The organism is Streptomyces thermocarboxydus (assembly GCF_024760485.1).
GTDB classification, from domain to species: Bacteria; Actinomycetota; Actinomycetes; order Streptomycetales; family Streptomycetaceae; genus Streptomyces; species Streptomyces cellulosae.
The window spans coordinates 5,578,877-5,602,013 of record NZ_CP058273.1 but is presented as its reverse complement, the minus strand read 5'-3'; the positions used below and the strand labels follow the sequence as shown (position 1 = coordinate 5,602,013).

Sequence of the window (23,137 nt, the reverse complement as noted above, 5' to 3'; positions counted from 1 at the left end):
TTGACGCGGTCAACGTCGACCTCGGCCGGGGGCCTCCCGCACGCTTCCCGTCATGAACGACACCACCGGTAAGCATCCGGATCCGCACGCCCTCGCCCAGCGCTACCGCGACTTCGCCGTCCATCAGGCGGCCGATTCGTCACCCACGTTGCGGCGTTGGGCGGAGGCGGTTGCCGACGACCCCGGCCTCCTCGCACCGTTGGCGTCGCTGCCGCCCGGCAAGCAGCAGCCCAACCTGGTGTTCGCAGCCGCGCGATGGCATGGGGCGCGGCCCGGTGACGTGGACTCCCTGCGCGGTGTCCTCACCACCCGCTGGGCGGAGTTCGAGGCGACCGTCCGGGCGCGGGCGACGCAGACCAACGAGCCTGCCCGCTGCGGCGCGCTCCTCATGGGGCTTCAACAACTCCCCGGTCCCATCGCCCTGTTCGAGATCGGCGCCTCCGCCGGACTGTGCCTGATCCCGGACCGCTACGCCTACACCTTCAACGGCGAGGCGGCCCTCACACCGGTGAACGGTCCCGGCCCCGTCTCCATGGACGTCCGCCTCGGCCGCGGTCTCGTCCCGCCCGCTGCCATGCCGGACATCGTCTGGCGTGCGGGGCTCGACCTGCGTCCGCTGGATCCCTCGGACGCCGACACACTCGCCTGGCTCCAGACCCTCGTCTGGCCGGAGCACGAGATCCGGCGGGCGCGCCTCACCGCGGCGGCCGCCGTCGCGGCGGAGGAAGGCGTGCAGATCACGACCGGTGACCTGACCACCGACCTCGCCCGGGTGGCTGCCGGCGCCCCGCGCGCCGCCACACTCGTCGTCACCCACTCCGCCACGCTCGCCTACCTGGACGAACCGGCCCGTCACCGCGCCGTCGAGCAGATCACGCGCCTCGGCGCCCACCGCATCAGCTTCGAGGCGCGGGGCGTCGACCCCTCGGTCCCGCCGATCGACGCCCCGCTCACACCGAAGACCCTGTTCGTCGCCGCGCTCGACGGTGCCCCGTACGCCCTCGCCGACGGGCACGGGACCGTGCTCGCGCGGCCGTTCTCGACTGACGCGGGTCCGGTGCAGTGCTTCGGCACCGTCTCTCGCGGTCCTGGTTGGGCGCGGGAACAGTGACTCGCCTGCACCCCCTCCGTCCCTGGTTGACTCCACGACCTCCCGTATCGGCGTAACCGACGTATGTGAGCGGAGTTGTCGTGGAGTTCTACGAGGCGGAGCGTGTGCGGCTGGGGGTGGGGCTGCGGGTCGGTGTGCGGATCGCCGGCGTGTGGCTGGTGTACGTGGCGGGGGCCGCGCTCGTGCCCGGGGTGTACGGCGTCGGCGTGCTCGGCTGTGTGAGTCTCGGGGCGCTTGCCGTCCTGGTGCCGCTGGCCGTCGGGCTGCACGGCCTGGTCGTGTACGGGCGGCGGGTCGACGCCGTCGAAGCCGCGGAGGCGGACGACCGGAGGTGGGCGGCGTGACCTCGTTGCTCGACCCCTCCTCCCGGTCCCTCGTGTTCGCCGTGTTCTCCGTGTTCGTCGTCATCTGCCTGATGCTGTGCGTCATCACCGGCGCCGACGAGGACGACCGCGCGCTCGTGCTGTCCGACAGCCGGCGGCTGCGGTCCTGGCAGCAGGGCATCGCGATGGGCGGCGACACGACCACCGTCGCGACCGTCACCGTGCTGGTGGGCATGGTCGCCACGACGGGGTTCGACGGGCTCGGCGTCATGCTGGGCAGCATCGTCGGGGTGCTCCTCTTCCTCGTGCTCGTCGTCGAGCCGCTGCGGGCGCACGCCTCGCTGACCGCGCCGGACCTGCTGGACGCCCGTGGGAGCGGCGGATCCGGTGTGCGGGTGGCATGGGGTGTGGTGACGTTGCTGGTCTGTTTCCCTTTGCTGGTCGTGCAGTTGGTGGTCGTCGGGAATGTGGCCGCTGCCGTGCTCGGGCAGCCGGGGGCCCGGACCGGGTGCATCGTCGTCATCGGGTGTGTGATGACGGCGCTGGCCGTCAGCGGCGGGATCCGGGGCACGGGGGTGGTGATGATCGTCAAGTCGGCGATCGCGCTGCCCGTGCTGATCGTCGCCGCCTTCCTGGTCCTGCACCGCTTCGGCGGGGACCTCGGGCGGCTGCTCGACGCGGCCGCCACCGGGTCGGGGGCGGGAGAGGCGTTCCTGCGGCCGGGCGGCTACACCGGTGACGGATGGGTCGGGGCGGTGAACCGGGTCGGGCAGATCTTCGGCATGACCATGGCCACGCTCGCCATGCCCGCCGTACTGATGCGGGCCATCGCGACGAAGAGCCCGCGCGGGGCGCGGATCGTCGGCCGGTGGATGCTCGGTGAGCTGGTTCTGCTGTACGGGGCTCTCGCCGTCGTCGGTGTGGGCGCGGCGGCGCTGGTCGGCGGGGTGCTGCGGGAGGCCGGGCCGTCGGCGCAGGTGTTCACGCCGCTGCTGCTGGGGCGGGCGCTGGACGACGGCGGCCTCCTGGTCGCAGCCCTCGCCTGCGTCCTCTTCCTCACCGCGCTGGCCGCCGTCGTGGACGTCACCCTGGCCGCCGGGATCACCCTCGGCCGGGACGTACTGGCCGCCGCCTCCGGTGACCGGCCGGCCGGGCGGCTCGACGGCACCGCGTCGCGCTGGTCGGCCGCGCTGACCGGGCTGGCCGCCGCAGCCGTGGCCGTCGTGTGCGCCGACTGGAACCTGGTCGTCGTCTCCACGCTCTGGCTCGCCCTCTGCGGGGCCGCCCTCGCGCCGGTCCTGCTGTACGCCCTGTACTGGCCCGGCTTCACCGCGCGCGGCGCGCTGTGGTGCCTGTGGGGAGCGACGGCGGTGTGCGTGGTCGCGCTCGCGGTGTCGCCGTACGCGTCCGGGACGCCGACGTCGATCTGGCCGGGGCACGACTTCCGGCTGTGGGACGTGACGATCCCGGGGGTGGTGACGGTGCCGGCCGGGTTCCTGCTGGGATGGCTGGGCAGTGTCACGGACCGCCGGCGCCGGACGGGCGGGGCGGGACGGCCGTCCGGAGTCATCTCTTCGCGTGCCGTCGGGCGATGAGTTCCGGGGGCTGCCACGGTCGTATTCGGTACACGGACCGACAGCACAGGAGGACCCCATGTCCCGCAAGATCGTGGCCAGCGTGTTCATCTCGCTCGACGGCGTCGTCGAGGCGCCCGACCAGTGGCACTTCCCCTACTTCAACGACGAGATGGGCGCGGCCGTGGGCGCGGGTCTGAGCAACGCCGACACCATGCTCTTCGGCCGCGTGACGTACGACAGCTTCGCCGGCGCCTGGCCGGAACGCGAGACCGCAGGCGGGGAGGACGCGGGCTTCGCCAAGCAGCTCGGCGACATGCGGAAGATCGTGTTCTCCCGCAGCCCCCTCGACTTCCAGTGGCGCAACTCGGAGCAGGCGCAGGGCGACGTCGCCGAGGTGGCGGCCGCGCTGAAGCGGGAGCCGGGCGGTGACATCGGGCTGAGCGGCTCCATCTCGATCATCCGTCAGCTGCTCGCGGCCGGGCTGCTGGACGAGCTGCAACTGCTGGTGCACCCGATCGCGGTGCGGCAGGGGATGCGGCTGTTCGACGAGGGGGAGTCGTCGATCCCGCTGAAGCTGCTGAAGTCGGAGACGTTCAGCACGGGGGTGCTGAACTTGGTGTACGGGCCGGACACGGCTCCACCGACGGGGGGTTACGAGGAGGCGGTGGCTTCGCTCGGGGAGTAAGGCGCCCTCGCAGCCAACCCTCCGCCCCGAACGCGCTGATGGTGTGCCGTCCGCCACTCCAGCGGACGGCACGCCTTCAAGTCGCTCATCGCTCCGACGCGAACCGTACGAACTGCCCCCAGCCTTCGCGGCCGACAGCGAAGGCCGGGCGGGTCACGTCCTTGGAGTCCCGTACGTGGACGGCCTGTTCGGCGATTGCGACCTCCACGCAGCTGTCACCCTGGGTGCCGCTGTAGCTGGACTTGAACCAGGCGAGTTCCGACATACTGCTGCTCATAGCTCTCCTCGCAGTCGCTCCAGCAGGTCCCGGGATTCCTGTGGGTTGAGGGCCTGCGAGCGCAGTGTGTCATAGCGTCGGCAGAGCAAGCTCACCTCTTTCGCGTCGGAGATCAATCGCCCGTTCTGCTGCCCCTCGGAGTATCCGAGCCGCCGCCCCTCCGAGGTCTCCACCAACTGGACGGGCCCGTCCAGGCACCCGTGGAACTCCAACTTCAACGGCACCACTTGAAGCGTCACGTTGCGCGGCGCAGTCAGCTCAAGTACATGGTCAAGCATGTTCGCCTGAACCTGCGCCCCGCCCAACCCGCGCCGGAACACCGACTCCTCCACGATGAAGCCGAACGGCACGGTCGGCCGCTCCCGCATCATGGCCTGCCGTTCCATTCGGGCCGTGAACTGCGCCTCCGTCTGCTCGTCGGTCAGCAGCGGGATGCTGTTGTCGAACACCGCCCGCGCATACGCCTCCGACTGCAACAACCCCGGCACCAACCGGCACTCATACGTACACAGACTCACCGCCTCCCGCTCCAGCCTCGCCCACCGCCGGAACCACGCCGCCAGCCCCGCCTCCCCCCGCGCCAGGTGCCGCGCGGCCTTCCGCAGCGCACCCGTGTTACCGAGCGCCTCCTCCGCCCGCTCCACGAATGCCTCGTCCGGCATCCGGCGCCCCAACTCCACCGACTCGACCGTGTGTTTCGAGTACTGGACCCTCGCACCGAGGTCCGCCCGGCTCAGCCCCGCGTGCTCGCGCAGCGCCTGCACGACCGCCCCGAACGTCCGCAGGCTGTCCGACGGTTGCGGCTCCCGCTCCCACTCCCCCACCGGCCCCGCCGGAACCGCCCGCACCCCGCCGGCGCTCCCGGTCGCCTCCCCCTCGACCCCGACCACGTCCATCCGCCGCCCCTTTCCTCGCCTCCGCACCGCACCACGCCGACGTCTCTCACACCGCTCGGCTGGCTCCACCCCAAGCCTGACGGATCATCAGACGTACCGTCCACTCTTCGTGTCCGTACGCTGACTCAGCGTACGGGGTGCCACACTCGTCCCCGCCCCCGTCCGACCGCCACTCTGAGGTCACGGAGATCCGGGACGAGCCGTCCGTGTCCACCGCTCACCTGCGGAAACACCAGGCGGCACGCTCCCTCCGTGCACTCCCGCCCCTCACGGGCGGCGGCGGCCGGACCCGGCCGCGTCAGACGAGCTGGAAGGTGCAGTCATGCGGAACGGAACCAACCTCTACGCCCTCGACATCAGCGCGGCCTCGTTCACGAAGGCGTGCGGCGGCCCCTGCACTGAGGGCTGCGTGACCCTGGCCCGGATCGGTGACGACGCCTGGGCGCTGGGCGACAGCAAGCGGCCGGACGTAACGCCCCTGCGGTTCACCACGGAGGAACTGGACGCCGCCGGTATCGACCCGGCCCGCTTCGGCCTGGGCGCCTGACACCTCCCTCCCCTTCCCCCCAGCCGCCGGCCGGACCGCGTTCCTCCCGCGCGTCCGGCCGGTACTCCTCGTCACGGAAACGGGAACAGCACGTGCACCACCACGCCTACCTCTGGACCGGCCCGAAGGCCCGCTTCGACGACGAGGCCCTGCGGCGGCCCCCGCACCCCGATCCGCCCCCGGCCGGGAGCAGGCCGGAACTGATCGAGCGCTACCGCCAGGTCGCCGCGGAGTTCCGCACGTCGGACCTTCCGCCCCTGGAGACGGCGTACTGGCTCGTCAAGCCCCCCTCGCTGGTGCGGGGAACCTGGGAGGAGGCGAAGGAGGCGGCGGCCTGGCTGGGCGAGCGCCTGGCCGAGTACGCCCCGCGGTTCGCCACGGAGCACGACCGGGACACCGCGCGCCTGGCCCGGCTGGTGGACGCCGCCGCCGAACGGCTGCACGCGGGCGGCGACGTGTCGTACGGCCACTACCTCGAACGCCCCGCCTACCTCGCCCTCGCCGTGGTCACCTGCTCCCCGAACCGCGCGGCCCCCGACTTGCCTTGCCCGTGCGCATAGACCGCTTTCACTGGATCAAGTCGGTGTGCGGGTGCTCGGGGGACTCCGGGCAGACGTAGAGCTGCATGTTGTCGGTGCTGCCCACTTCCACCCGCGTCGGCTGTGCGGGGTCCAGGCCGGCGAGGTGGCCGCGGGCGTAGGCGGCGTCCCGCTCCTCCTGCGGCGCCCAACCGTACGTTTCGCCGTCCCATTCGAAAGAGGCGATGGTCAGCAGCGGGACCATCCGGGCCTCGCAGACGGCGCAGTACCGGGGGATCGGGTCGGTACGGCCCCACGGCGGCCAGCCGCCGGCCTTCCAGCCGGGAGTGTCGGCCAGGTGGGCGTCGTAGTACTCCGCCGGGTACTCCTCGTACGATCCGTCCACCACCGCACGTGCCGCCTGCCATCGGCTCCAGTCCCCCACCACCTGCCTCACCTCCGGACTCAGATCGAGGCTGCCGGGGTACTCGGTGATCGCTTCCGGGGCCAGCAGACACGGCTCCGGCACATAGCCCGAGTAGTTGGCCTCGTACGGTTCCGGTGGCGTGGCGACGACGTCGGTGACCAAGGCGGCCGAGCGCCAGAACACCCTGGTCGCGGGCTTCCAGTCCGGCTCGTGATCGTAGGGGCACCACAGGATCTGCAGCAGATCGGCCTCTCCGGGCGGCCGCAGCAGGGGCACGTCGCGCAGATACAGCTGGGCCACGGGCAGCAGCGGGACCGGGCACTCATCGGGCCAGGGAGGGCCCGCGTCGAGCCGCTCCTCGAGCCTCGCGGCCTTCTGCTCCAGGGCCGCCACCTCCTCGGGCGTGAACAAGGGGCCGTAGGAGTCGTCATGCTGCTGAGCCCGCCGGTATCTGCCGAGCCGTATCGCTGCGGGTGACTCACGGAAGCCGCTGTCACCGTGCAGGTGCGCGTCCTCGCAGTGCGGCCAGGGTTCGTCGGCCGGCCACAGCAACGGTCCCCCGACGGAACTGTCCTTGACCGACGGCGATCCCGGGCGGGGATGCAGCCGGATCGCGGGACGCGCCAGCGGGGCCAGTTCGGGAAACAGCTCGGTCACCTCGACCGGCCGCGGTGGAGTGGTACGTACGAGAACCATGCCGGTGATCCTGTCACCCGCCACCGACAGTCCCCCGCCTGCGCGGAGGCTCCGGGACATCGGGAACTCCGTTCCGGCTTCCCGCCTTCCTCATGGCCCGGCCGCCGGGCGCCTCCGGGTCCGAGTCCGGCCGGGAGCTGCAAGTGCCGGCGAGGCCGGGTCCGGTCGTCGCGGTCGGCGTCAGCCTTCGAGCAGGTGCGCGATCGCGGGCCGGTCCGCCTTCCGCCATGTCTCCAGTGCCGCGCGCGCCGCGTAGTACCCGCACATTCCGTGCACCGAGGGACCCGGCGGGGTCGCCGAGGAGCACAGCCACGTGCCGGGCAGGGGCGTCTGGTAGGGGTTCCAGCGCGGGACGGGGCGGGCCAGCGTCTGCCACAGGGTCATCGCGCCGGACGCGATGTCGCCACCGACGTAGTTCGGGTTGTACGCGCCCAGCTCCGCCGCCGACACCCCGCGTTCGGCGATCACCGTGTCGGTGAAGCCCGGCGCGTGGCGTTCGAGGGCGGCGCGGATCGTCGGCAGGGGGTCATGGGGATCGCCGTGCGGTACGTGCGCGTAGGCCCATACCGGCCTCCTGCCCCGGACGGCCCGTGCCGGGTCCGCCGCGGCCGGGTCGACCACGATGATGTACGGGTGCGGGACCCTCACCCCCCGGGCCGTCGCCGTCTCGGCTCGGGCCAGTTGCGGTGCCGTGCCGCGGGCTCCGCCCAGGTGGATCGTGGCAGCCTGGGACAGGCGGGGGTCGGCCCAAGGGATCGCGCCTTCGACAAGGAAGTCGGCCTTGGCCGCGCCCGGTCCGTACCGGTAGCGGGACAGCGCGCGGAGGTACCCCTGGGACAGCGGGGCGATCCGGGCCAGTTCGCGGGGCGAGACGTCCAGGAGGGTGAGCCCGCGGGTGGGCAGGTCCCGCAGATCGTCCACCCGGACACCGGTGTGGATCCGGCCGCCGAGCCGTTCGATCTGCCGGGCCATGACGGCGGCGACGGCCTGGGAGCCGCCCTGGGGGACGGGCCAGCCGGTGGTGTGGGCGAGGTGCCCGAGCAGCAGGGCGACAGCGGCGGACGCCGGTGAGGGCAGTCGGCCGATGCCGTGGGCGGCCACACCGGTGAGGAGCGCCCGGGCCGCCTCCGTGCGCAGGCCTCCGCCGACGCGCAGGGTCTGGGCCGGCAGGCGGGTGGCCAGCAGGGCCAGGGCCTTCGGGTTCGGCGGCGTGCGTTGTGTGGAGAGCATCAGGTCCACCACGTCCGCGGAACGCTCCATCAGCGGGAGCATCAGCCGCCGCCATCGCTGCCCGTCACGGCCGAGTCCGGCGCAGGTGGCGTCGAGGTCACGCCATGCCAGTGCGGCCGGTCGGCCCTGGAGGGGGTGCCCGTAGGCGGCGGGAGAGTGCAGCAGGGGGACGCCGTGCGCCTCCAGGTCGAGTGACCGCATGAACGGGGACGCCGGCGCCATGGGGTGGACGGCCGCGCAGATGTCGTGGAGCACCTCGGAGTCGAACAGCGCTTCCGTGCGCAGCCCTCCGCCGATGCGCTGGTGTGCCTCGAACACCTCGACCCGGAGCCCGGCACGGGCGAGGGTGAGCGCGGCGGCGAGACCGTTCGGTCCGGAACCGACGACGACGGCGTCCGTCATGAGGGTCCTTTCAGTGGAAGGCCAGCCAGCCGATGCCCAGGGCGCACGTGACGCCGGCGGCGGCCATGGCGGCGGGCCGGTTGCGGTGCAGCGCGAACCAGAACAGCGCGGCGGTCACCAGCACGGCGCCCGTCCCTATCGAGGCGCGCAACGGCCCGTCGCTGTAGCCGTATTCGTCGGCGTGCTGTGCCAGCCAGGCGAACCAGGTGATTCTCAAGACGCTTCCCGTGGACCTTTCGTGGTGGTGGTGGTGTTGTTGTTCAGGTCCGGCCGTACGGCGCGGGAGCCGCGAGGAGGGTTTCTCTGGCGAGACGGTCGGTGCGGTCCGCGGCGCCCAGGCGGTGCAGGACGATCCAGCGGCCGTCGTCGTGCGCGGCGGCCACGACGGACGAGCCGCGCGTGGCGCCGTTGTGCCACGTGATCGACGCACTCCGCTGCCAGCTGGGGGCGGGCGGGCCCAGTCGGCGTTCGACGAGCAGTCCGGTCACGACCTGGGACAGGGTCCGGCAGGTGGACCACAGGCCGCCGGCCGGCAGGATCGGCCCGGTCAGCGTCCACCGGGGACGGGGCCGCCCGAACAGGCCCTGTGGCACGAGACACCGGTCCCGCGGCGGCAGCGCGGTCACCGCACCCGCGTCCAGTCCCAGCGGCAACAGGACGTGCTCGTCCACGAGTTGCTGGTACGGGCGTCCCGTGACGGTGGTGAGGGCGTGCCCGAGCACCGCGTACCCCAGGTTGGAGTACTCCTCCTTGCCCAGCGGGCCCGTGGCCACCCGGTCCAGCTCGCGCAGCGAGGCGCGCAGAGCCTGCTCGGTGAAGGCGGCGTACGGGTCGTCGGGCGGACCGGCGGGACCGGGCGGCAGACGCGGCAGGCCCGAGGTGTGCTCGGCGAGGTGCCGGAGGGTGATGCCCGTCCCGGCGGGCACCTCCTCCAGGTACTTCTCCAGCGGAGTGTCGAGGCCCACGGTCCCTTCCTTCGCCAGCTGGGCCAGGACGGTTCCGGTGAACACCTTGCTGAGAGAGCCGATTTCCACGAACCGGTCCCGGTCGTGGCCGTGGGCGGCCCGGTCTTCGACACCGGCACCGCCCAGCAGGCAGAGAGGGGTGGGCATGCTGTCTGTCGCTCCTGTCGGTCAGACGAGTTCGGCTTGGGGCGCGGTCGGCTGCGTCGTGTTCTCTCCGCCCGGCCGCTCCGCCGTCGCGGGGTCTGCCGGCGCCGAGTCCGCCGGGGGCGTCCGGGACCCGGGAAGCCTCTCCCGGAGCCACATCAGCGCACGGTCGAGAGCGCCGGACAGGAAGACCAGATCGCAGGCGATCATCGTCAGGGCGAAGCCGGTCAGCCCCATGAAGAACGCGATCGACAGGTGGAAGCAGATGGACGCGGCCGCCGCCCAGGGACGCAGCGCCGGAACGAGCACGCCCATGGGGAAGTAGACCAGGAAGGCGACCGTTCCGTACGTGCCGAGGACGACCAGGAGGTCGTTCTCGTACACGAGGTGCGACCAGCCGGGCAGCTCGAACTCCGCGACGCGCATGATGTAGAAGAGCGCGGTGCCGTCCTGCCATTCCTCACCCATGACCTTGTAGAGGCCGGAGACGACGTAGACCAGACAGATCTGCGCCGCGACCATGAGGACGCCCAGGTTGTGGAACGGCACGGACAACGCCCGCAGGTGTCCCGGGACCCGTCGGGCGAGACGGCTCGCCAGGCCGGTGGGCAGGGCGAACCGGTCGTAGCAGCGCGTCAGCAGCAGGAAGGGGATGACGACGTGCGCGAGGTTGTCGCCGCCGTCCAGGAGGCCGGGCTGCCGCTGGTAGACCGACCACAACAGGGCCCAGTGCATGGCGAGTCCGGGCCGGCCGCCGACGCCGAGCATCACCGCGAGCGCGGCGGCGATCCCCAGGTGGTAGACCAGCTGGAAGTACCAGGGCGACGCCGACAGGGTGTACAGGCTGAAGCCGGTCAGCTGGGCCTTGAAGTCCTCGTACGGGAGCACCCCGTCGGGGCCGAACAGATAGTTTCGCTCCTGGTACTGGCTCACGTAGTACATGAGCCCGACGAAACCGAGCAGCGCCCGCGTTCCCGAGACACCGGTGACGGCCGCGGGACGCAGGGACCAGACGTCCAGCCGGTCGGTGATGCTTTTCAAGGAGTTCTTCATCGCAGATCCCGGGTTTTCTGCCAGGCGAAATCGTGCACCAGGACTTTCCCCTCGGCGGAGGGGTCGTGACGCTGCGACCACGGCGGCAGCTCGTGCACGTACATACGGATCTGGAGCTTCACCGTTTCCCCGTGGCATACGGCAGGCAGCTGGTCGTAGGCGTACCGGGACAGTCCCTTCACCGACTCCGCCTCGGTGGCCTTCTCATAGGGAAGCGGGGGCAGCAGGGGCTTCTTGTCGTTGGTCTGCTGCTGGCGGATCCTTCTGAGGAGTTCCTCGCTGCTGGTGATGTTCTGGAGATGCGCGGAGACGATGCGGATCTCCCGCGACGGGAAGAAGCGGGAATTCTGCGCCTTTTCCACACCGCGGGCCGACACGTCGTAGTACTGCGTCACCGATCCGTCGGCACACGCGGCCCGCGCGAGAATGCCACGGTCGTCGGAGAGGGGCGTCGGGGCGAAAAGCTGCCAGTTCTGCGAGAAGTACGGGTCGAGGTATTCCGCCAGCCGGTCGCCGTAGACGAGTTTCGCCGGACTGAGTGGCGCCTGCGACAGGGCGGCCATGGTCATATGAGCGCCCAGGAGGGCGCCGCCGACAACGAGCGCCGCCCTCCTGGTGGTGCGGTACGAGTGCGTCACGTGGTGCTTACCGGTCGAAGACCGAGTCGGCCGAGACGCCCTGCGGCAGATCGGCCGGAGGGGCGAAGATGCTGCCGTGAGACAGCATGTTGTCGGCGTTGCTCTTCGCCACCACGGCCATGCCCTTGCCGACGGCCGTGGCCTTGTTGGCCCCCTTGGTGGCGGCCTTGCCGACGGACTTGGCGGCCTTGCCCACGAGAGAGGCGAGGGCCTGCGGCGCCTTCCCCTGCGACGGCTGGGCGGCGGCCACGGGCGCGGCCGGCTGCGCCGGGGCGGCCTGGGCGCTGCCCTGGGTGGCGACGAAGAGGGCGACGCCGGCGGTGGCGGCACCGGCGGCGGTGACGATCTTCTTGATGTTCATGCGGGTTGTTTCTCCCGAGGACGGTAATCCAGATATGGGCAAGGCCGTGCGCCCGGTCAGGTGTTCCGGGTATATGTCGACGCACGGCCAACGACGCCGTCGAGCCTGCCAGGGTGGGGCGGGCTCTTCCATTGCCTCCTGCGGCATTGCCGTTCGCGGCATGACCGTATGGGGCAATGCCTCTTGCGGCAATGCCGTATGGGGCAATGCCGTAGGAGGCAATGCCTCAGGAGGCGGTTGTCTCCTCGGAGAGGGCCTCGTAATGATGGAACGCCACCAGACTGGCCTCGAATCTGGATCCCACGTCCAGCTTGCGCACGACGCTCGTGACATGGGCCCGGACGGTTCTTTCCGCGATTCCCAGCCGCCGGGCGAGCAGGCGGTTCGTCTCGCCTCTCGCCAGGCAGCGCAGAACTTCACGCTCCCGGGACGTCAGGCGTGCCAGCGTCTCCCCGTCAACGGAAACGTCGAACGGCCGGGTCTCTACGACCGTGGTCAAGTGAAATCTCCCCCTGCGTACGTACCCCCGCTGAGCCGAATGCGGCGCAGCAGGGCAAAGCGGGCACGCCGGCAGCGGTGGTCAATCGCTGCACCGAGGCGTCGCCCGCATCATTTCCTTACTGGTCAGTTTAGTGTCGCGCGGTGGCTGGAAAGCCCTTCCGGTGACTTGAATTACAGTCAACTTCGTTAAAGCAACCACTTTTTGACACCTGTCGGAGTTCCTCACACAGCGCCGCGCGACTCCGGCGTACCGCGTGCTCTCCCCCTTCGTACGCCTGCTTCGCGTACGGGGCGCGGCACTCGCGCCCGCCGGCACCGAGCCGCCAGTCTGACGCCATGAACCACGCAACACCTCGCGTCGCAAACCCCCTTCGCACCTTCACGCAGTTGCTGTCGTCCACACGGCGCGGCGCCCGTCTGGCGCGGCTGCTCGCGGTGGCCGAACTGCGTTCCTGGGGCGTCTCGCGGGACCTCGTGGAGCGCGCCGAACTGGTCGTCGCGGAACTGGCCGCCAACGCCGTGCTGCACGGCCGCGTGCCGGGGCGCTGCTTCCGGCTCACGCTCGCCCTCGACCCTGCGGCCGGCCGCCTCCGCGTCGAGGTCAGCGACGCCCGCGGAGACCTCCGCCCCACGGACACCACGCCTGACCCTCTGTCCACCGGCGGACGCGGCCTGACCCTCGTCGCGGCCCTCGCCGACCACTGGGACTGCGTCCCTTATCCGCCCACCGGCAAGACGGTCCGGGCGGATCTGGTCGACGCGGTTGCTTGATCACCTCGACGGCCGGCCCTCAGCCGACCATCCTTCTGGGTCAGTACAGGTAGTCGACGTCGCCGGCCGGTGCCTTGGGGCTGCTCAGCTCGGTCCACCCAAGCGTCCACCAGAACAAGGGCCAGGTGAGAAACGCGGCCGGCGTCGAAGGGGAGGCGCCCGGACGCCGCGAAGGCCAGCACGGCGCCGAGGGAGAAGATGTCACTGGCCGGGGTGAGCCGCTCGCCGAGAATCTGCTCGGGAGCCATGAATCCGGGTGAGCCGATCACCACCCCGGTGGATGTCAGACCGCTGGTGGTCGAACCGTCCAGTGCCCGGACGATGCCGAAGTCGATCACCTTGGGTCCGTCGATGGTGACCATCACGTTCGACGACTTCAGATCACGGTGTACGAGCCCGGCTCCATGGATGTCGCCCAGAGCCCGGCACAGACCGGGGGCCAGGCCGCGCACCGGCCGAGCCGTCCCGGGGGTAGCCGCCGAGCACCGGGCGGCCGGACAGGAAGTAGTGGGAGTTGGCCAGCGCGATGAACAGGAGCATGAAGCCTCGCGCCAGGTCGGGGGCGAGGGCGCGGGCGGTGACGGCGGTCGGCTCGCACGTTCGGGTCGGCATGCGGCCAGTTCAGCGGCGCGTGCAACGGTCAGGGATCGGGCGGAAGTCGACGGCCCTGCGACTTTCGTCCACGTCCGGGACGGCGCGATGGGACCAAGGAGGCACCGAGCGTTGTCAGTGGGTGCTGCCACCATCGGCGCATGGACGACAACGGGTTCGACTGGGGGACGTTCCTGCGGCGTTGGCAGGACGAGTGGGTGCCGAGCGAGGACGAGGCCATGGAACTGGAGGAAGAGGAAGGCGAGACGGCCCTCTCCGATCTGGCGGCGCTCGGTGCTCCGCCGGCGTCCGAGGCCGAGGTGGCCGACGCCGAGCGGCGCCTGGGGACCCGGCTGCCGCCGTCATACCGGGAGTTCCTTCTGGCGAGCAACGGCTGGAGTCTGCGCGACGACTCGATCTACCAGCTCGGGGCGGCGCACGAGATCGGCTGGTTCGGGGATCCGTTCGGCATGACGCCGATGTACCGGGAGAACCTGGACGAGCGGTCGACGGAGCAGGAGGTGCTGCTCGCCGGGATGTGGCAGCGCGCGCTGCAACTGGAGACCGACTCCGACATGTCCTACGTGCTCCTCGATCCGGGCGACACCGACGAGCACGGCGAGTGGGCGCTGTACGTCTACAAGGGGTGGAGCGGGGAGTACCCGGACCGGTATCCGTCGTTCCGTGCCTACATGCAGCGCCGGTACGAGTCCTTCCACTCCGGACGGGCGCGTCTCCCGGAGTTCGCCAACGACACCACCCGCGCCCGGGACGCCGACGTCGCGCGGGCACGGGAGGAGGCGTTGAGCGGGAGGTGGGAAGCGGCACGGGAACTGCTCGAGGTCGCGCGGCGATACGGGCGGCCGGGGGCCTGGGGCATGCTGGGGCAGCTCGACGTGCTGTCGCGGGGCGTCAGCGGCGGGGGCATGTTCTTCGGTGACCTTGTCGCCGATCCTCGCTGTGCGGACGAGCTGGTGCCCGTGATGGCCTTGGCCCGGGTGCGGGACAGCCGCCCCCACCCAGGTGGCCACCAGTTCCCGTTGGGCGCCGAGACCGACGATGCCGTCCGAGCGGCCGCCGACGCGATACTCGCCCAGGTGCGCGACGGCTCCTACCGTTACGCACCTGGCGGTGACTTCGGGCAGGCCGTCGCCGAGGCGCGGGAGGCGGCGCGGTGGGGGGACACCGACGGCGCATGGCGAGTCATCCGGGCCGCGTTGCCCTCCTGGTCGCCGCCCGTACCGCAACTCATGGCTCCGCTCGGACTGCTGGCCGATCCGGTGCTCGGACCGGTGGTCACGCGGGAGCGGGGGCGGGAGCTGCTGGCGACGCCCCGCGCCGGACGGGCGGGCGTGGCGCCCGAGCCGGTGCCCGACCTCGATCCGCCGGGGCTGTCCTGGCTCGCGGAGGCCCAGCGGTGGAACGCCCCGTACGGCTCCTACCGGTGTCTGTGGGTGGAGGGCGTGGAGCCGGAGGCGCTGCCCGGTCTGGTCGGGCAGAACGCGGGGGCCGGCCTGACCGCCCCGCCCGTCCGTCCCGCCGGGTGGTTCCCCCACGACGTCAGGCGGCAGCGGGACGACTCCGCGCCGTGGGAGGACCGGGCCGTGGTGGGGGTGGGACGGACGGGCTCCGGGTGGGCGTTCGGGTTCGACCCGGCCGCAGGGGTTCGGGGGCCTGGGCGCCTCTTCGTCTCCCCAGCCATCGAGGCCTCCCGCGGCGGCGGGCGCGCCGTGGTGCTGTGGATACGCCGCGGTCGCGACGACCTCCCGGCGCTGTTCCACCTCTCGGTCGCCGAGCGGGGCGAGGAGCTGTACGCGTACACGCTGCGCGGCACGGACGTCGAGCGTTCGGGGCCTGTGCCCGAGGCCCTCGACCCGGCGCCGGTGCTGAGCGGTGGCGACGACACCGACCGCGAGCGGCGTCTGCTGACCGCCCTGGAGCGAGAGTTCGGGCTCGCCCTCCCCTGGCACGCGCTGGCCGAGGGCATCCTGCCGGAGCTGACCACCCGGTCCTGGAACCGCGCGCCCCGGGAGGGCGAGGTCTTCGCCTACGCCACGATCAGCGTCGGGAGGCCGCGAACGTAACCCCTGGCCCCCGGCCCGCGGGCGCACACCGCCCTCACGCCGCCTCGTGGATCACCAGCTTGAACTCCGCCAGCACGATCTTGCGGGCCACGCTGTCGTCGTGGGTGGCCCGCACCGCGAGGGGGACGGACGGGTCGACGAAGATGCCCCAGCTCTTGGTCCAGCACTGCATGCCGGGGCTCGGCGGGCGGTGTTCCGTGGCCGTGGTGTCATTGGGGTTGGGGGTGAGCCCGAGGGGGTCGCGGACGAACTGGTCGCGGAGTTCGTCGTAGTTGCCGGCCTCCCACTGGATCATCGCGTACAGGGTGCCCCAGCCGGCCACGCTGGGCCATATCAGGCCGGAGCGGGGGTCGTTGTCCCAGTCGGTGATCACATAGCCGTCGGGCTGGTTGACCTGGTGCATCGTGAAACGGTCGCTGGACTCGGCGGAGCCAAAGGGGAACCGGATCACCGTGTAGGGGCTGTTTGCCGGGACGGTCTGCGGGGTGTCCCGTTTGAGGGAGCAGACCTGGACTCCCGCGGCGGCCGTGGTGTGAGTGGACATGGTCCGGTTCTTCCCTGCGCGCGGGCCGGTGAGTCGGGCACGGGCCACTTCCGTACGCGTTTCCCCCATGAACTTGCATTTGCCATACAACCGTTCGACTTGCTCGGTCGTCTGATGTGACGACCGGACCGGTCGTTTGACAAGGAGATCGTCATTTTCGCACTGCGCAAGACCCTCACCACCACCGCCGTCGCCGGCATGGTTCTCGCCGGTGCCGCCGCCTGCGGCACCGTGGAGAACCTGACCGCCGGGCAGAAGCTGGACAACGCCTTCGAGAAGCTCGGCGAGGAGCGTTCGATCGCCTTCGAGCTGGACCTCGACACCGATGCGAAGTCGCTGATGGCGCTGGACGCCGAGCAGTCGGAGCCGGGTGAGGAGATGCCGGCCGAGATGGCCGAGCTGCTCAGCGAGGGGACGATCAGCGTCTCCATGTACTCGAAGAAGCCGATCAAGGAGTCCGAGGACAAGGACTTCACGGCGATGGCGATGAAGCTCAGTGGTCCTGACGGCGCCCTCCTCGAGTACCGGCTGGTCGGGGACTGGATCTACGCCCGCGTCGACGCCGCCACGCTGGGCGAGATGTCGGGCAATCCGATGCCGTCGGTGAAGGAACTGCCGCCGCAGGCGGGGGCGTTCAAGAAGCTCCTCGAAGGCCAGTGGATCAAGCTCTCCAAGAAGGCGATGGAGGAGACCGGCAAGAACGTGTCCGGGGCGGAAGGCCTCGGAGCCGAGGAGCCCTCGGCCGAGCCCAGCCTCGACGCCAAGACGCAGAAGAAGCTGACGGACGCGCTGAAGAAGGCCGTGGCCGAGAACGTCGACTTCACCACCTCCGGCGGTTCGGACGGCACCGAGCACATCAAGGCGACCGCGCCCTTCCGCACGCTGCTGACCGAGCTGTTGGACGCGGTGAAGCCGCTGCGGAACGAGCTGCCGATCGGCGAGGAGCTGCCCACCGCCAAGGATGTCGCGGATGCCCCGAACACGAAGGTCAGCGCCGACTTCACGCTGAAGAACGGCGAGCTGACCGAGGTGTCCGTCGATCTCGCCAAGCTGACGGAGACGGCGAAGGTCAAGAAGTTCGCGCTGGTGCTGCGCGTCAGCGAGGGTGAGAAGCCCGAGGCGCCGGCCGGGGCCACCGAGCTGGACATCGAGGAACTGATGAGCAGCATGCTCTCCGGCCCCTTCGGCGGGCCCGCCACTGACGAGGAGTTCGGGGACGTCCCGCTCGGGGAGGGCGACCTCGCGGACGACACCCAGATGTGGTGACCCGTTCCCCGGGAGGCGGGCTCGGGCCGCCCGGGCCTCAGCCCGCGGCCACCGCCTCCCAGGGGACCGTACGGTCGCACCAGCGGTTCAGCAGCGTCCGGTCGTGCCCCACCGACAGCAGGCCCGCGCCCGTCGAGGCGCGGTAGTCCTCCACGACCCGCACCACCGCGGCCGTGGTCGACGCGTCGAGCATCGCCGTCATCTCGTCGCACACCAGCCACCGGGGTTTCAACGCCAAGGCCCGCGCCAGGCACGCGCGTTGCAGCTGGCCGTCGCTCACCTCGTGCGGGCGGCGGCCGAGCAGGTCCGGGGTGAGGCCCACGGCGTCGGCCAGTTCCGCCACGCGGTCGCCGGCCGAGGCGCGCCGGCCCGTCGCCCGCAGGGGTTCCGCGATCAGGTCGGCGAGGCGCAGCCGTGGGTCGGCGGCCAGGCGCGGCTGCTGGAACACCACGCCGATGGCGGTGCGCTGCTCACGGGGCGCCCGATGACGGAAGCCGCGGACGGGTGTGCCGTCGAGGACGACCTCACCGGCGTCCGGGCGGTGCAGCAGCGCGGCGACCCGGGCGAGGGTCGATTTTCCGCAGCCGCTCGGGCCGAGCAGGCCCACCGCCTCGCCCGCGGTGACGGTGAGGTGCGCGTCGCGGACGACGGGGGCGCGGCGGTCGTAGCCGGCGGTGACGGCGCGCAGCTCAAGCACGGGTGTCCTCCGGGGTACGGGTCGTGCGGGGGGTGTCGGCCGGTACCGGGTGGTGGCAGGCGACGGTGTTCCCGAGGAGCGGGAGGGTCGCGCAGGCGTCCGTCGCCCGGTCGCAGCGCGGGGCGAAGGCGCACCCCTCGGGGAGGCTGCCCAGTTCCGGGGGCAGACCCGGGACCGGGGTGAAGGACCGCTCGGGCAGCGCCTCCAGCAGGCCGCGGCTGTAGGGGTGGCAAGGGCCCGGGGAGCCGAAGAAGGGGTCCGCGTCGGTCAGTTCGACGATCCGGCCCGCGTACATGACCGCCACCCGGTCGGCGATGCGCTCGGCCGCCGCCAGGTCGTGGGTGATCATCAGCAGGGCGTGGCCGGCGTCCACGTGGCGGCGCAGTTCGTCGACCGTGCGGTCCACCAGGTCGCGGTCCAGGCCGGTGGTCGGTTCGTCCGCGAGCAGCAGCGGGGCGTCGCCGACCAGCGCGAGGGCGGTCGCGGCGCGCTGGGCCAGCCCGCCGGACAGTTCGTGCGGGTGCCGGTCGAGGTGGCCCAGGGGGAACTCGGCGCGCAGCGAGGCCTGTTCGGCGGCTTTCCGGCGGGCGGCACGGCCGCGGACGCCGGTGAGGCGGGCGACCGTCTCCTCGATGTGCGAGCGGATCGTCCGCACCGGGGTGAGGTGGGCCGCCGGGGACTGCGGGACCAGCCCGATACGGCGGCCCCGCACGGCGCGGGCGAGGGTGCGTTCGTCCGCCGTGAGCAGGTCGAGGTCGCCCAGGCGGGCGTGGCCGGCGGTGCGGGCGTTGGCCGGGAGCAGGCCGAGCAGGGCGGACGCCAGCACGGACTTGCCGCACCCGCTCTCCCCGATCAGCGCGAGACACTCCCCCGGCGCCACGTCGAACGACGCGTCCGACACGGCGTCGACCCGGCGCCCTCCGGGGAGCAGGAAGCGGACGGACAGGTCGCGTACCGAGAGAAGCGGCACGAGGGTCACAGCATCAGCTCCGATCGGCGTCGCGGATTGATCCGTTCCCGCCACGCGCCCGCCAGGCCGGCGATCGCGAGGGTGGGGAGGATCAGGAACAGGCCCGGGAAGAGGGTGGGCCACCACTGGCCCGCGAGGAGGGAACCTCGGGCGCCCTGGATCAGCGTGCCGAGGCTCGCGGTGTGCGTGGGCAGGCCCAGGCCCAGGAAGGACAGGGCCGACTCGTGCCACATGGCGTGCGGGACCATCAGTACGGCGGCGAGGCCCGCCTGTGGCAGCACGCCCGGGAGCAGATGGCGTACGGTCACCCGCCACCGGCTCGCCCCGCCGGACACGGCCGCGTCCACGAACGGCCGGGACCGCAGCGACAGCACCTCCGCGCGGACGATGCGCGCTGTGGACAGCCAGTGCGTGAGGGCGACGGAGATCACCACCGGCCAGACGCCTGGCCGGAACATGGCGACGATGAAGATGCCGAGCAGCAGATGCGGCACGGACGACAGGGTGTCGACCAGACGCATGACCAGACGGTCGGCCCGGCCGCCGAGGGCGCCGGCGGCGGCCCCCACGGCCGTGCCGATCACGGTGGCGGTGAGCGCGGCCACCACGCCCACCAGCAGGGACACGCGCAGCCCGTAGACGCACCGCAGCAGGAGGTCGCGGCCCACGTCGTCCGTGCCGAACGGGTGCGCCCAGCTGGGCGGTTCGAGCTTGACGGCCAGGTCGACGGCCTGCTGATCGAGCTGGACCAGCGGCGGCACCAGCAGCACCGCCAGTACGGTCACGGAGACCAGGGCGGCGGAGACGCGCAGCCGCAGGACGTGCGTGGAGCGGCGGGCGGTCCCGTGCGCACGCCAGGCCAACTTCCTGTCCGGCACGTCGACGTGGGTCGTCACATCTCCTCCAGCTTCACCCTCGGGTCGATCAGCCCGTAGAGCAGGTCGGCCAGCAGGTTGCCGGCGAGGACGGCGGCGGTGGCGAGCGTGGTGAGCGCGGCGAGCAGCGGGAAGTCGACCGCCGTGGCCGCCTCCACCGTGGCGGACGCGATGCCGGGCCAGCTGAAGACGGTCTCCACCAGCAGCGCCCCGGTGATGAGTTCCGGCACCCGGGAGCCGATCAGCGTGAGCACCGGCAGCAGGCCGGAGCGCAGGGCGTGGCCGAGCAGCACGGTGCGTTCGCTCAGGCCGCGCGCCCTCGCCCCGCGCACGGGGTCCTCCGCGAGCGCGTCGCCGACGCCTTGACGGACGTACAGGGTGAACCAGGGCAGTTGGGAGACGGCGAGGACGCCGGCGGGGAGGACCAGGTGCTCGACCAGGCCGCCGAAGGTGATCCGATCGCTGCCGGTGTCGGTGAGGCCGCCCGCCGGGAGGACGTCCAGCTGGAGGGCGAACAGCCACACCGCGAGCAGCGCGATCCAGAAGACCGGGGCGGCCTCCAGGACGTACGCGGCGGAGGTGACGGCGCGGTCCACGAGGGAGCCGGGGCGGCGGGCGGCGAGCACGCCGAGGACCGTGCCGAGCAGCACGGCCACGGCGAACGCGACGGCGCACAACAGCGTGGACCACAACAGGCGTTCGCCGATGACCTCGGCCACCGGCTGGCGCATCACCGCCGACCGGCCGAGGTCACCGCCGAGCGCGGAGGTCAGCCAGTCCCACCAGCGGGCGGTGAACGGCCGGTCCACGCCCAGGTTTTCCCGCAGCCGGTCCAGGGTCTCCTGGTCGGCGCCGAGCGCGGCCGTGCCCGCGTACGCCCTCACCGGGTCGAACGGGGACGCGGCGGCGACGGCGAACACGCCGAAGGTGACGACGAGGAGCACCGGCACGGCGTACAGCGCGCGGCGCACCACGAGCCGGGTCACCGCCGGCCAGGGGGCGTGACTCATGTCGCGGGCTGCCAGTCCTCGACGTTCCACCAGGGTCCGGCGGCGAAGCCGTGCTCGTGCGGTTCGGTCTGGGTGGTGAGGCCCTTCCAGCGGTCGGCGAGCACGTACAGGTGGTCGATGTGGGTGAGGAAGGTGTAGCCGGGGTCCTTCACGAGGGCGCGCTGGAGGGCGTCGTAGGCGGCCTTGCGGGTCGCGGGGTCCTGGCTGCGGCGGCCGGTCTCCAGCGCGCGGTCGACGGCCGGGTTGTCGTAGTGCGCCATGTTGTTGAAGCCGTCGCCGGCGAGGGAGGAGTGCAGCATGGTGTAGAGCCCGAAGTCGGGGTCGCCGGTGCTGCCGAAGCCCGCGAGGACGGCGTCGCGGTTCATGCGGGGCTCGATGACCTCCCAGGTGGCGCTCTCCACGCGGACGTCGATGCCGGCCTTCTTGGCGTCGGAGGCGTAGGCGAGGGCGTGGTCCTGGCGGACCTTGTCGCCGGAGGGGTAGTACAGCGTGAAGCGGGCGGGGCGGCCGTCCTTGGCGCGGATGCCGTCCTCGCGCTTCGTCCAGCCGGCGGCGTCGAGGATGCGGCCGGCCTTCGCGAGGTCGCGCGACCGCTCGGTCTCCTTGGCGAACCACGGGTCGTCGACGGGCAGCGGCCCGTAGGCGGGGCGTCCCGCGCCGTCGAGGATCTTGTCGACCATGGCCTGCCGGTCGACGGCGAGGTCGAGGGCGCGGCGGATCGCGGTGTCGCCGGTGACGGGGTTGCCGCTGGGGAGGGTGACGACGCGGACGTCGTAGGAGGTGGCCCGGTACGTCTTCCTGCCGTCGTCGCTCTTGAAGGTGGCGGCGAGGTTGGGCGGGAGGACCGCGCCGTCGAGGTCGCCGGAGCGGAGCCGGGTGGCGCGGACGTCGTCGTCGGCGACGATCGCCATGGTGAGTTTCTTCACCTTCGGGGCGCCGCCCCAGTAGTGCGGGTTGGCCTTGAAGGTCAGCTTCTCGCCCTTGCGCCAGTCGACGAGGACGTACGGTCCGGTGCCGACCGGCTTGGTGTTGAAGGGCCCGGTGTTGGGGTCCTGCTTCCCGGCGATGTGCTCGGGGACGATCGGCAGCACCGTGCGGGCGGCGAACGGCGCGTAGGGGTGGTGGAGGGTGAAGACGACCGTGTCGTCGCCCACCGCCCGGACGCTTTCGACGGCCGCGAGTTCGCTCTTGGCGGTGTTGTTGGTGTCGTCGTCGAGGACCGTGCGGTACGTGAAGACGACGTCCCGCGCGGTCAGCGGCGTGCCGTCGCTGAACCTCACGCCCTCGCGCAGGGTGTACGTGTAGGTGCGTCCGCCGTCCGTGATCCGCGGAAGCGCCCTGGCCAGGGCGGGTTTCAACGTCATGTCGGCGGTGCGGGCGAGCAGGCCGTCGAACAGCTTGGAGTTGCCGTCCTTGCCGTAGCCGAGGAGCGGGCTGAGGGTGTCGGGCTCGGTGGAGACGCCGATCACCACGGACTCGCCGGCCGCCCCCGCGTCCGTGCCGCCGGAGCCCGGCGCCGAGCAGGCGGAGACCGCCGTGGCCGTCGCCAGCACGGCGGCGGCGCCCCGTATGCGTCGTCGGGTCGTCATCGAACCTCACATCCCTGTTGCCGGTCAATCGCTCTTGCATATTAATTGCAAGAAGACCTTGCCCGGAACGCCGGCCGACCAGTCCCCCGGTTCCCGGGCGGCCGTCCCGGGGCCCGAACGCGCAGGTGTGCGCCGGGGTGCGAGCCGCCGGGCGCCCTCCGCGCGCCCCTGTCGCCGCTTGTCACCGGGCCGCGGCGGGGACTACTGTCACCACGCCTTGGTGACGGGAAATCGGTGCGATACCGGTGCGGCCCTCGCCACTGTGATCGGGAAGTCCGGCTCCGGCCCTCGCGGGCAGCCACTGGGTCCTTCGGGACCCGGGAAGGCGGAGCACGGGCGGTGGTACCCGTCAGCCAGGAGACCGGCCAAGGCGCGTCAACCATCCACGA

27 protein-coding genes and 1 riboswitch are annotated in these 23,137 nt (G+C 71.8%); of the genes, 9 read left to right on the top strand and 18 right to left on the bottom strand.

Annotated elements, in window-relative coordinates; all coding sequences use genetic code 11:
- Positions 1-52 precede the first annotated feature (52 nt).
- The 4 genes from AY578_RS25745 to AY578_RS25730 all read left to right on the top strand — a co-directional run bounded on the left by AY578_RS25745 (position 53) and on the right by AY578_RS25730 (position 3,696).
- On the top strand, positions 53-1,111 hold the full coding sequence (locus tag AY578_RS25745; RefSeq protein ID WP_240801014.1) for a DUF2332 family protein: 1,059 nt from the start codon (positions 53-55) through the stop codon (positions 1,109-1,111).
- Positions 1,112-1,176: 65 nt separating this feature from the next.
- Positions 1,177-1,455: a hypothetical protein gene (locus AY578_RS25740; protein WP_158693619.1), complete on the top strand. Its 279-nt coding sequence runs from the start codon at positions 1,177-1,179 to the stop codon at positions 1,453-1,455.
- The gene (locus AY578_RS25735) at positions 1,452-3,029 is read left to right on the top strand and encodes a sodium:solute symporter family transporter (protein ID WP_258905691.1); all 1,578 of its coding nucleotides are present in this window, start codon (positions 1,452-1,454) and stop codon (positions 3,027-3,029) included. Before AY578_RS25740 ends, AY578_RS25735 begins: the two co-directional genes overlap by 4 nt.
- A gap of 58 nt (positions 3,030-3,087) precedes the next feature.
- Positions 3,088-3,696, top strand: coding sequence for a dihydrofolate reductase family protein (locus tag AY578_RS25730; protein WP_136238044.1), 609 nt, complete (start codon positions 3,088-3,090; stop codon positions 3,694-3,696).
- Positions 3,697-3,781: 85 nt separating this feature from the next.
- On the opposite strand, the gene AY578_RS25725 is transcribed toward AY578_RS25730, so the two are convergent.
- Both AY578_RS25725 and AY578_RS25720 read right to left on the bottom strand, forming a co-directional pair.
- Positions 3,782-3,973, bottom strand: a complete 192-nt coding sequence (locus AY578_RS25725; protein ID WP_026243629.1) for a DUF397 domain-containing protein — start codon at positions 3,971-3,973, stop codon at positions 3,782-3,784.
- Entirely contained in the window at positions 3,970-4,869 is a 900-nt protein-coding gene (locus AY578_RS25720) for a helix-turn-helix domain-containing protein (RefSeq protein ID WP_258905688.1), read from the bottom strand. Before AY578_RS25720 ends, AY578_RS25725 begins: the two co-directional genes overlap by 4 nt.
- Positions 4,870-5,191: 322 nt before the next feature.
- Here AY578_RS25720 and AY578_RS25715 point away from each other — a divergent pair, with 322 nt between their 5' ends.
- Positions 5,192-5,416, top strand: a complete 225-nt coding sequence (locus tag AY578_RS25715; RefSeq protein WP_019523510.1) for a DUF397 domain-containing protein — start codon at positions 5,192-5,194, stop codon at positions 5,414-5,416.
- A gap of 92 nt (positions 5,417-5,508) precedes the next feature.
- Positions 5,509-5,976, top strand: coding sequence for a hypothetical protein (locus AY578_RS25710; protein WP_258905686.1), 468 nt, complete (start codon positions 5,509-5,511; stop codon positions 5,974-5,976).
- 7 nt (positions 5,977-5,983) lie between these two features.
- Here AY578_RS25710 and AY578_RS25705 read toward each other — a convergent pair whose 3' ends face one another.
- The 8 genes from AY578_RS25705 to AY578_RS25670 all read right to left on the bottom strand — a co-directional run bounded on the left by AY578_RS25705 (position 5,984) and on the right by AY578_RS25670 (position 12,349).
- Positions 5,984-7,057, bottom strand: a complete 1,074-nt coding sequence (locus AY578_RS25705; protein ID WP_161232696.1) for a hypothetical protein — start codon at positions 7,055-7,057, stop codon at positions 5,984-5,986.
- A gap of 180 nt (positions 7,058-7,237) precedes the next feature.
- Positions 7,238-8,689 (bottom strand): phytoene desaturase family protein, encoded by a 1,452-nt coding sequence (locus AY578_RS25700; protein WP_215049079.1) that lies wholly within the window; start codon positions 8,687-8,689, stop codon positions 7,238-7,240.
- A gap of 10 nt (positions 8,690-8,699) precedes the next feature.
- Positions 8,700-8,906 (bottom strand): hypothetical protein, encoded by a 207-nt coding sequence (locus tag AY578_RS25695; protein WP_028961662.1) that lies wholly within the window; start codon positions 8,904-8,906, stop codon positions 8,700-8,702.
- A 43-nt stretch (positions 8,907-8,949) separates the two neighbouring features.
- A complete protein-coding gene (locus AY578_RS25690) occupies positions 8,950-9,801 on the bottom strand; it encodes a serine hydrolase domain-containing protein (protein WP_258905683.1) in 852 nt (283 codons plus the stop codon).
- A 21-nt stretch (positions 9,802-9,822) separates the two neighbouring features.
- Positions 9,823-10,839 (bottom strand): HTTM domain-containing protein, encoded by a 1,017-nt coding sequence (locus tag AY578_RS25685; protein ID WP_251142888.1) that lies wholly within the window; start codon positions 10,837-10,839, stop codon positions 9,823-9,825.
- Between the two features lie 8 nt (positions 10,840-10,847).
- Positions 10,848-11,489 (bottom strand): DUF5819 family protein, encoded by a 642-nt coding sequence (locus AY578_RS25680; protein WP_258905679.1) that lies wholly within the window; start codon positions 11,487-11,489, stop codon positions 10,848-10,850.
- 7 nt (positions 11,490-11,496) lie between these two features.
- Positions 11,497-11,850, bottom strand: coding sequence for a hypothetical protein (locus tag AY578_RS25675; RefSeq protein ID WP_019523518.1), 354 nt, complete (start codon positions 11,848-11,850; stop codon positions 11,497-11,499).
- Between the two features lie 226 nt (positions 11,851-12,076).
- Positions 12,077-12,349 carry a helix-turn-helix domain-containing protein gene (locus AY578_RS25670; protein ID WP_028961666.1) on the bottom strand — a complete coding sequence of 91 codons (273 nt, stop codon included), beginning with the start codon at positions 12,347-12,349 and terminating at the stop codon, positions 12,077-12,079.
- A gap of 338 nt (positions 12,350-12,687) precedes the next feature.
- On the opposite strand from AY578_RS25670, the gene AY578_RS25665 reads away from it, so the two are divergent.
- Positions 12,688-13,122 carry an ATP-binding protein gene (locus AY578_RS25665; protein ID WP_026243630.1) on the top strand — a complete coding sequence of 145 codons (435 nt, stop codon included), beginning with the start codon at positions 12,688-12,690 and terminating at the stop codon, positions 13,120-13,122.
- Here the strand turns inward: AY578_RS25665 and AY578_RS34145 are convergent.
- On the bottom strand, positions 13,068-13,574 hold the full coding sequence (locus AY578_RS34145; RefSeq protein WP_370878990.1) for a protein kinase domain-containing protein: 507 nt from the start codon (positions 13,572-13,574) through the stop codon (positions 13,068-13,070). The two genes, AY578_RS25665 and AY578_RS34145, sit on opposite strands and share 55 nt — an antisense overlap.
- Positions 13,504-13,734, bottom strand: a complete 231-nt coding sequence (locus AY578_RS25655) for a hypothetical protein (protein WP_215049083.1) — start codon at positions 13,732-13,734, stop codon at positions 13,504-13,506. Before AY578_RS25655 ends, AY578_RS34145 begins: the two co-directional genes overlap by 71 nt.
- 140 nt (positions 13,735-13,874) lie before the next feature.
- Between AY578_RS25655 and AY578_RS25650 the strand changes: the two genes are divergently transcribed.
- Positions 13,875-15,797 (top strand): SMI1/KNR4 family protein, encoded by a 1,923-nt coding sequence (locus AY578_RS25650; RefSeq protein ID WP_258905671.1) that lies wholly within the window; start codon positions 13,875-13,877, stop codon positions 15,795-15,797.
- A 34-nt stretch (positions 15,798-15,831) separates the two neighbouring features.
- Here the strand turns inward: AY578_RS25650 and AY578_RS25645 are convergent, their stop codons facing one another.
- The gene (locus AY578_RS25645) at positions 15,832-16,341 is read right to left on the bottom strand and encodes a hypothetical protein (protein WP_019523522.1); all 510 of its coding nucleotides are present in this window, start codon (positions 16,339-16,341) and stop codon (positions 15,832-15,834) included.
- A gap of 198 nt (positions 16,342-16,539) precedes the next feature.
- On the opposite strand from AY578_RS25645, the gene AY578_RS25640 reads away from it, so the two are divergent.
- Positions 16,540-17,607 (top strand): hypothetical protein, encoded by a 1,068-nt coding sequence (locus tag AY578_RS25640; RefSeq protein ID WP_258905669.1) that lies wholly within the window; start codon positions 16,540-16,542, stop codon positions 17,605-17,607.
- 37 nt (positions 17,608-17,644) lie between these two features.
- Here AY578_RS25640 and AY578_RS25635 read toward each other — a convergent pair whose 3' ends face one another.
- From AY578_RS25635 to AY578_RS25615, 5 genes are read right to left on the bottom strand one after another with little or no spacing between them, the layout of a single operon-like run.
- Positions 17,645-18,304 carry an ABC transporter ATP-binding protein gene (locus AY578_RS25635; protein ID WP_258905667.1) on the bottom strand — a complete coding sequence of 220 codons (660 nt, stop codon included), beginning with the start codon at positions 18,302-18,304 and terminating at the stop codon, positions 17,645-17,647.
- Positions 18,297-19,283: an ABC transporter ATP-binding protein gene (locus tag AY578_RS25630; RefSeq protein ID WP_258905666.1), complete on the bottom strand. Its 987-nt coding sequence runs from the start codon at positions 19,281-19,283 to the stop codon at positions 18,297-18,299. Before AY578_RS25630 ends, AY578_RS25635 begins: the two co-directional genes overlap by 8 nt.
- Positions 19,280-20,170, bottom strand: coding sequence for an ABC transporter permease (locus AY578_RS25625; RefSeq protein WP_161107126.1), 891 nt, complete (start codon positions 20,168-20,170; stop codon positions 19,280-19,282). Before AY578_RS25625 ends, AY578_RS25630 begins: the two co-directional genes overlap by 4 nt.
- Complete coding sequence (locus tag AY578_RS25620) at positions 20,167-21,159, bottom strand: ABC transporter permease (RefSeq protein ID WP_019523527.1); 993 nt, start codon at positions 21,157-21,159, stop codon at positions 20,167-20,169. The genes AY578_RS25625 and AY578_RS25620 overlap by 4 nt, the downstream gene beginning before the upstream one ends.
- Positions 21,156-22,748: an ABC transporter substrate-binding protein gene (locus AY578_RS25615; RefSeq protein WP_028961673.1), complete on the bottom strand. Its 1,593-nt coding sequence runs from the start codon at positions 22,746-22,748 to the stop codon at positions 21,156-21,158. Before AY578_RS25615 ends, AY578_RS25620 begins: the two co-directional genes overlap by 4 nt.
- Positions 22,749-22,949: 201 nt before the next feature.
- Positions 22,950-23,132: riboswitch (cobalamin riboswitch) on the top strand.
- The last annotated feature ends 5 nt before the right edge of the window (positions 23,133-23,137 follow it).

What these genes read in the sequence shown, in the direction of transcription:
- AY578_RS25705 (WP_161232696.1), bottom strand. Translation starts at nt 7,057, where the DNA reads ATGGTTCTCGTACGTACCACTCCACCGCGGCCGGTCGAGGTGACCGAG.
- AY578_RS25700 (WP_215049079.1), bottom strand. Translation starts at nt 8,689, where the DNA reads ATGACGGACGCCGTCGTCGTCGGTTCCGGACCGAACGGTCTCGCCGCC.
- AY578_RS25745 (WP_240801014.1), top strand. Translation starts at nt 53, where the DNA reads ATGAACGACACCACCGGTAAGCATCCGGATCCGCACGCCCTCGCCCAG.
- AY578_RS25715 (WP_019523510.1), top strand. Translation starts at nt 5,192, where the DNA reads ATGCGGAACGGAACCAACCTCTACGCCCTCGACATCAGCGCGGCCTCG.
- AY578_RS25640 (WP_258905669.1), top strand. Translation starts at nt 16,540, where the DNA reads ATGGTTCTCGCCGGTGCCGCCGCCTGCGGCACCGTGGAGAACCTGACC.
- AY578_RS25620 (WP_019523527.1), bottom strand. Translation starts at nt 21,159, where the DNA reads ATGAGTCACGCCCCCTGGCCGGCGGTGACCCGGCTCGTGGTGCGCCGC.
- AY578_RS25690 (WP_258905683.1), bottom strand. Translation starts at nt 9,801, where the DNA reads ATGCCCACCCCTCTCTGCCTGCTGGGCGGTGCCGGTGTCGAAGACCGG.
- AY578_RS25615 (WP_028961673.1), bottom strand. Translation starts at nt 22,748, where the DNA reads ATGACGACCCGACGACGCATACGGGGCGCCGCCGCCGTGCTGGCGACG.
- AY578_RS25730 (WP_136238044.1), top strand. Translation starts at nt 3,088, where the DNA reads ATGTCCCGCAAGATCGTGGCCAGCGTGTTCATCTCGCTCGACGGCGTC.
- AY578_RS25725 (WP_026243629.1), bottom strand. Translation starts at nt 3,973, where the DNA reads ATGAGCAGCAGTATGTCGGAACTCGCCTGGTTCAAGTCCAGCTACAGC.
- AY578_RS25665 (WP_026243630.1), top strand. Translation starts at nt 12,688, where the DNA reads ATGAACCACGCAACACCTCGCGTCGCAAACCCCCTTCGCACCTTCACG.
- AY578_RS25650 (WP_258905671.1), top strand. Translation starts at nt 13,875, where the DNA reads ATGGACGACAACGGGTTCGACTGGGGGACGTTCCTGCGGCGTTGGCAG.
- AY578_RS25655 (WP_215049083.1), bottom strand. Translation starts at nt 13,734, where the DNA reads ATGCCGACCCGAACGTGCGAGCCGACCGCCGTCACCGCCCGCGCCCTC.
- AY578_RS25675 (WP_019523518.1), bottom strand. Translation starts at nt 11,850, where the DNA reads ATGAACATCAAGAAGATCGTCACCGCCGCCGGTGCCGCCACCGCCGGC.
- AY578_RS25720 (WP_258905688.1), bottom strand. Translation starts at nt 4,869, where the DNA reads ATGGACGTGGTCGGGGTCGAGGGGGAGGCGACCGGGAGCGCCGGCGGG.
- AY578_RS25645 (WP_019523522.1), bottom strand. Translation starts at nt 16,341, where the DNA reads ATGTCCACTCACACCACGGCCGCCGCGGGAGTCCAGGTCTGCTCCCTC.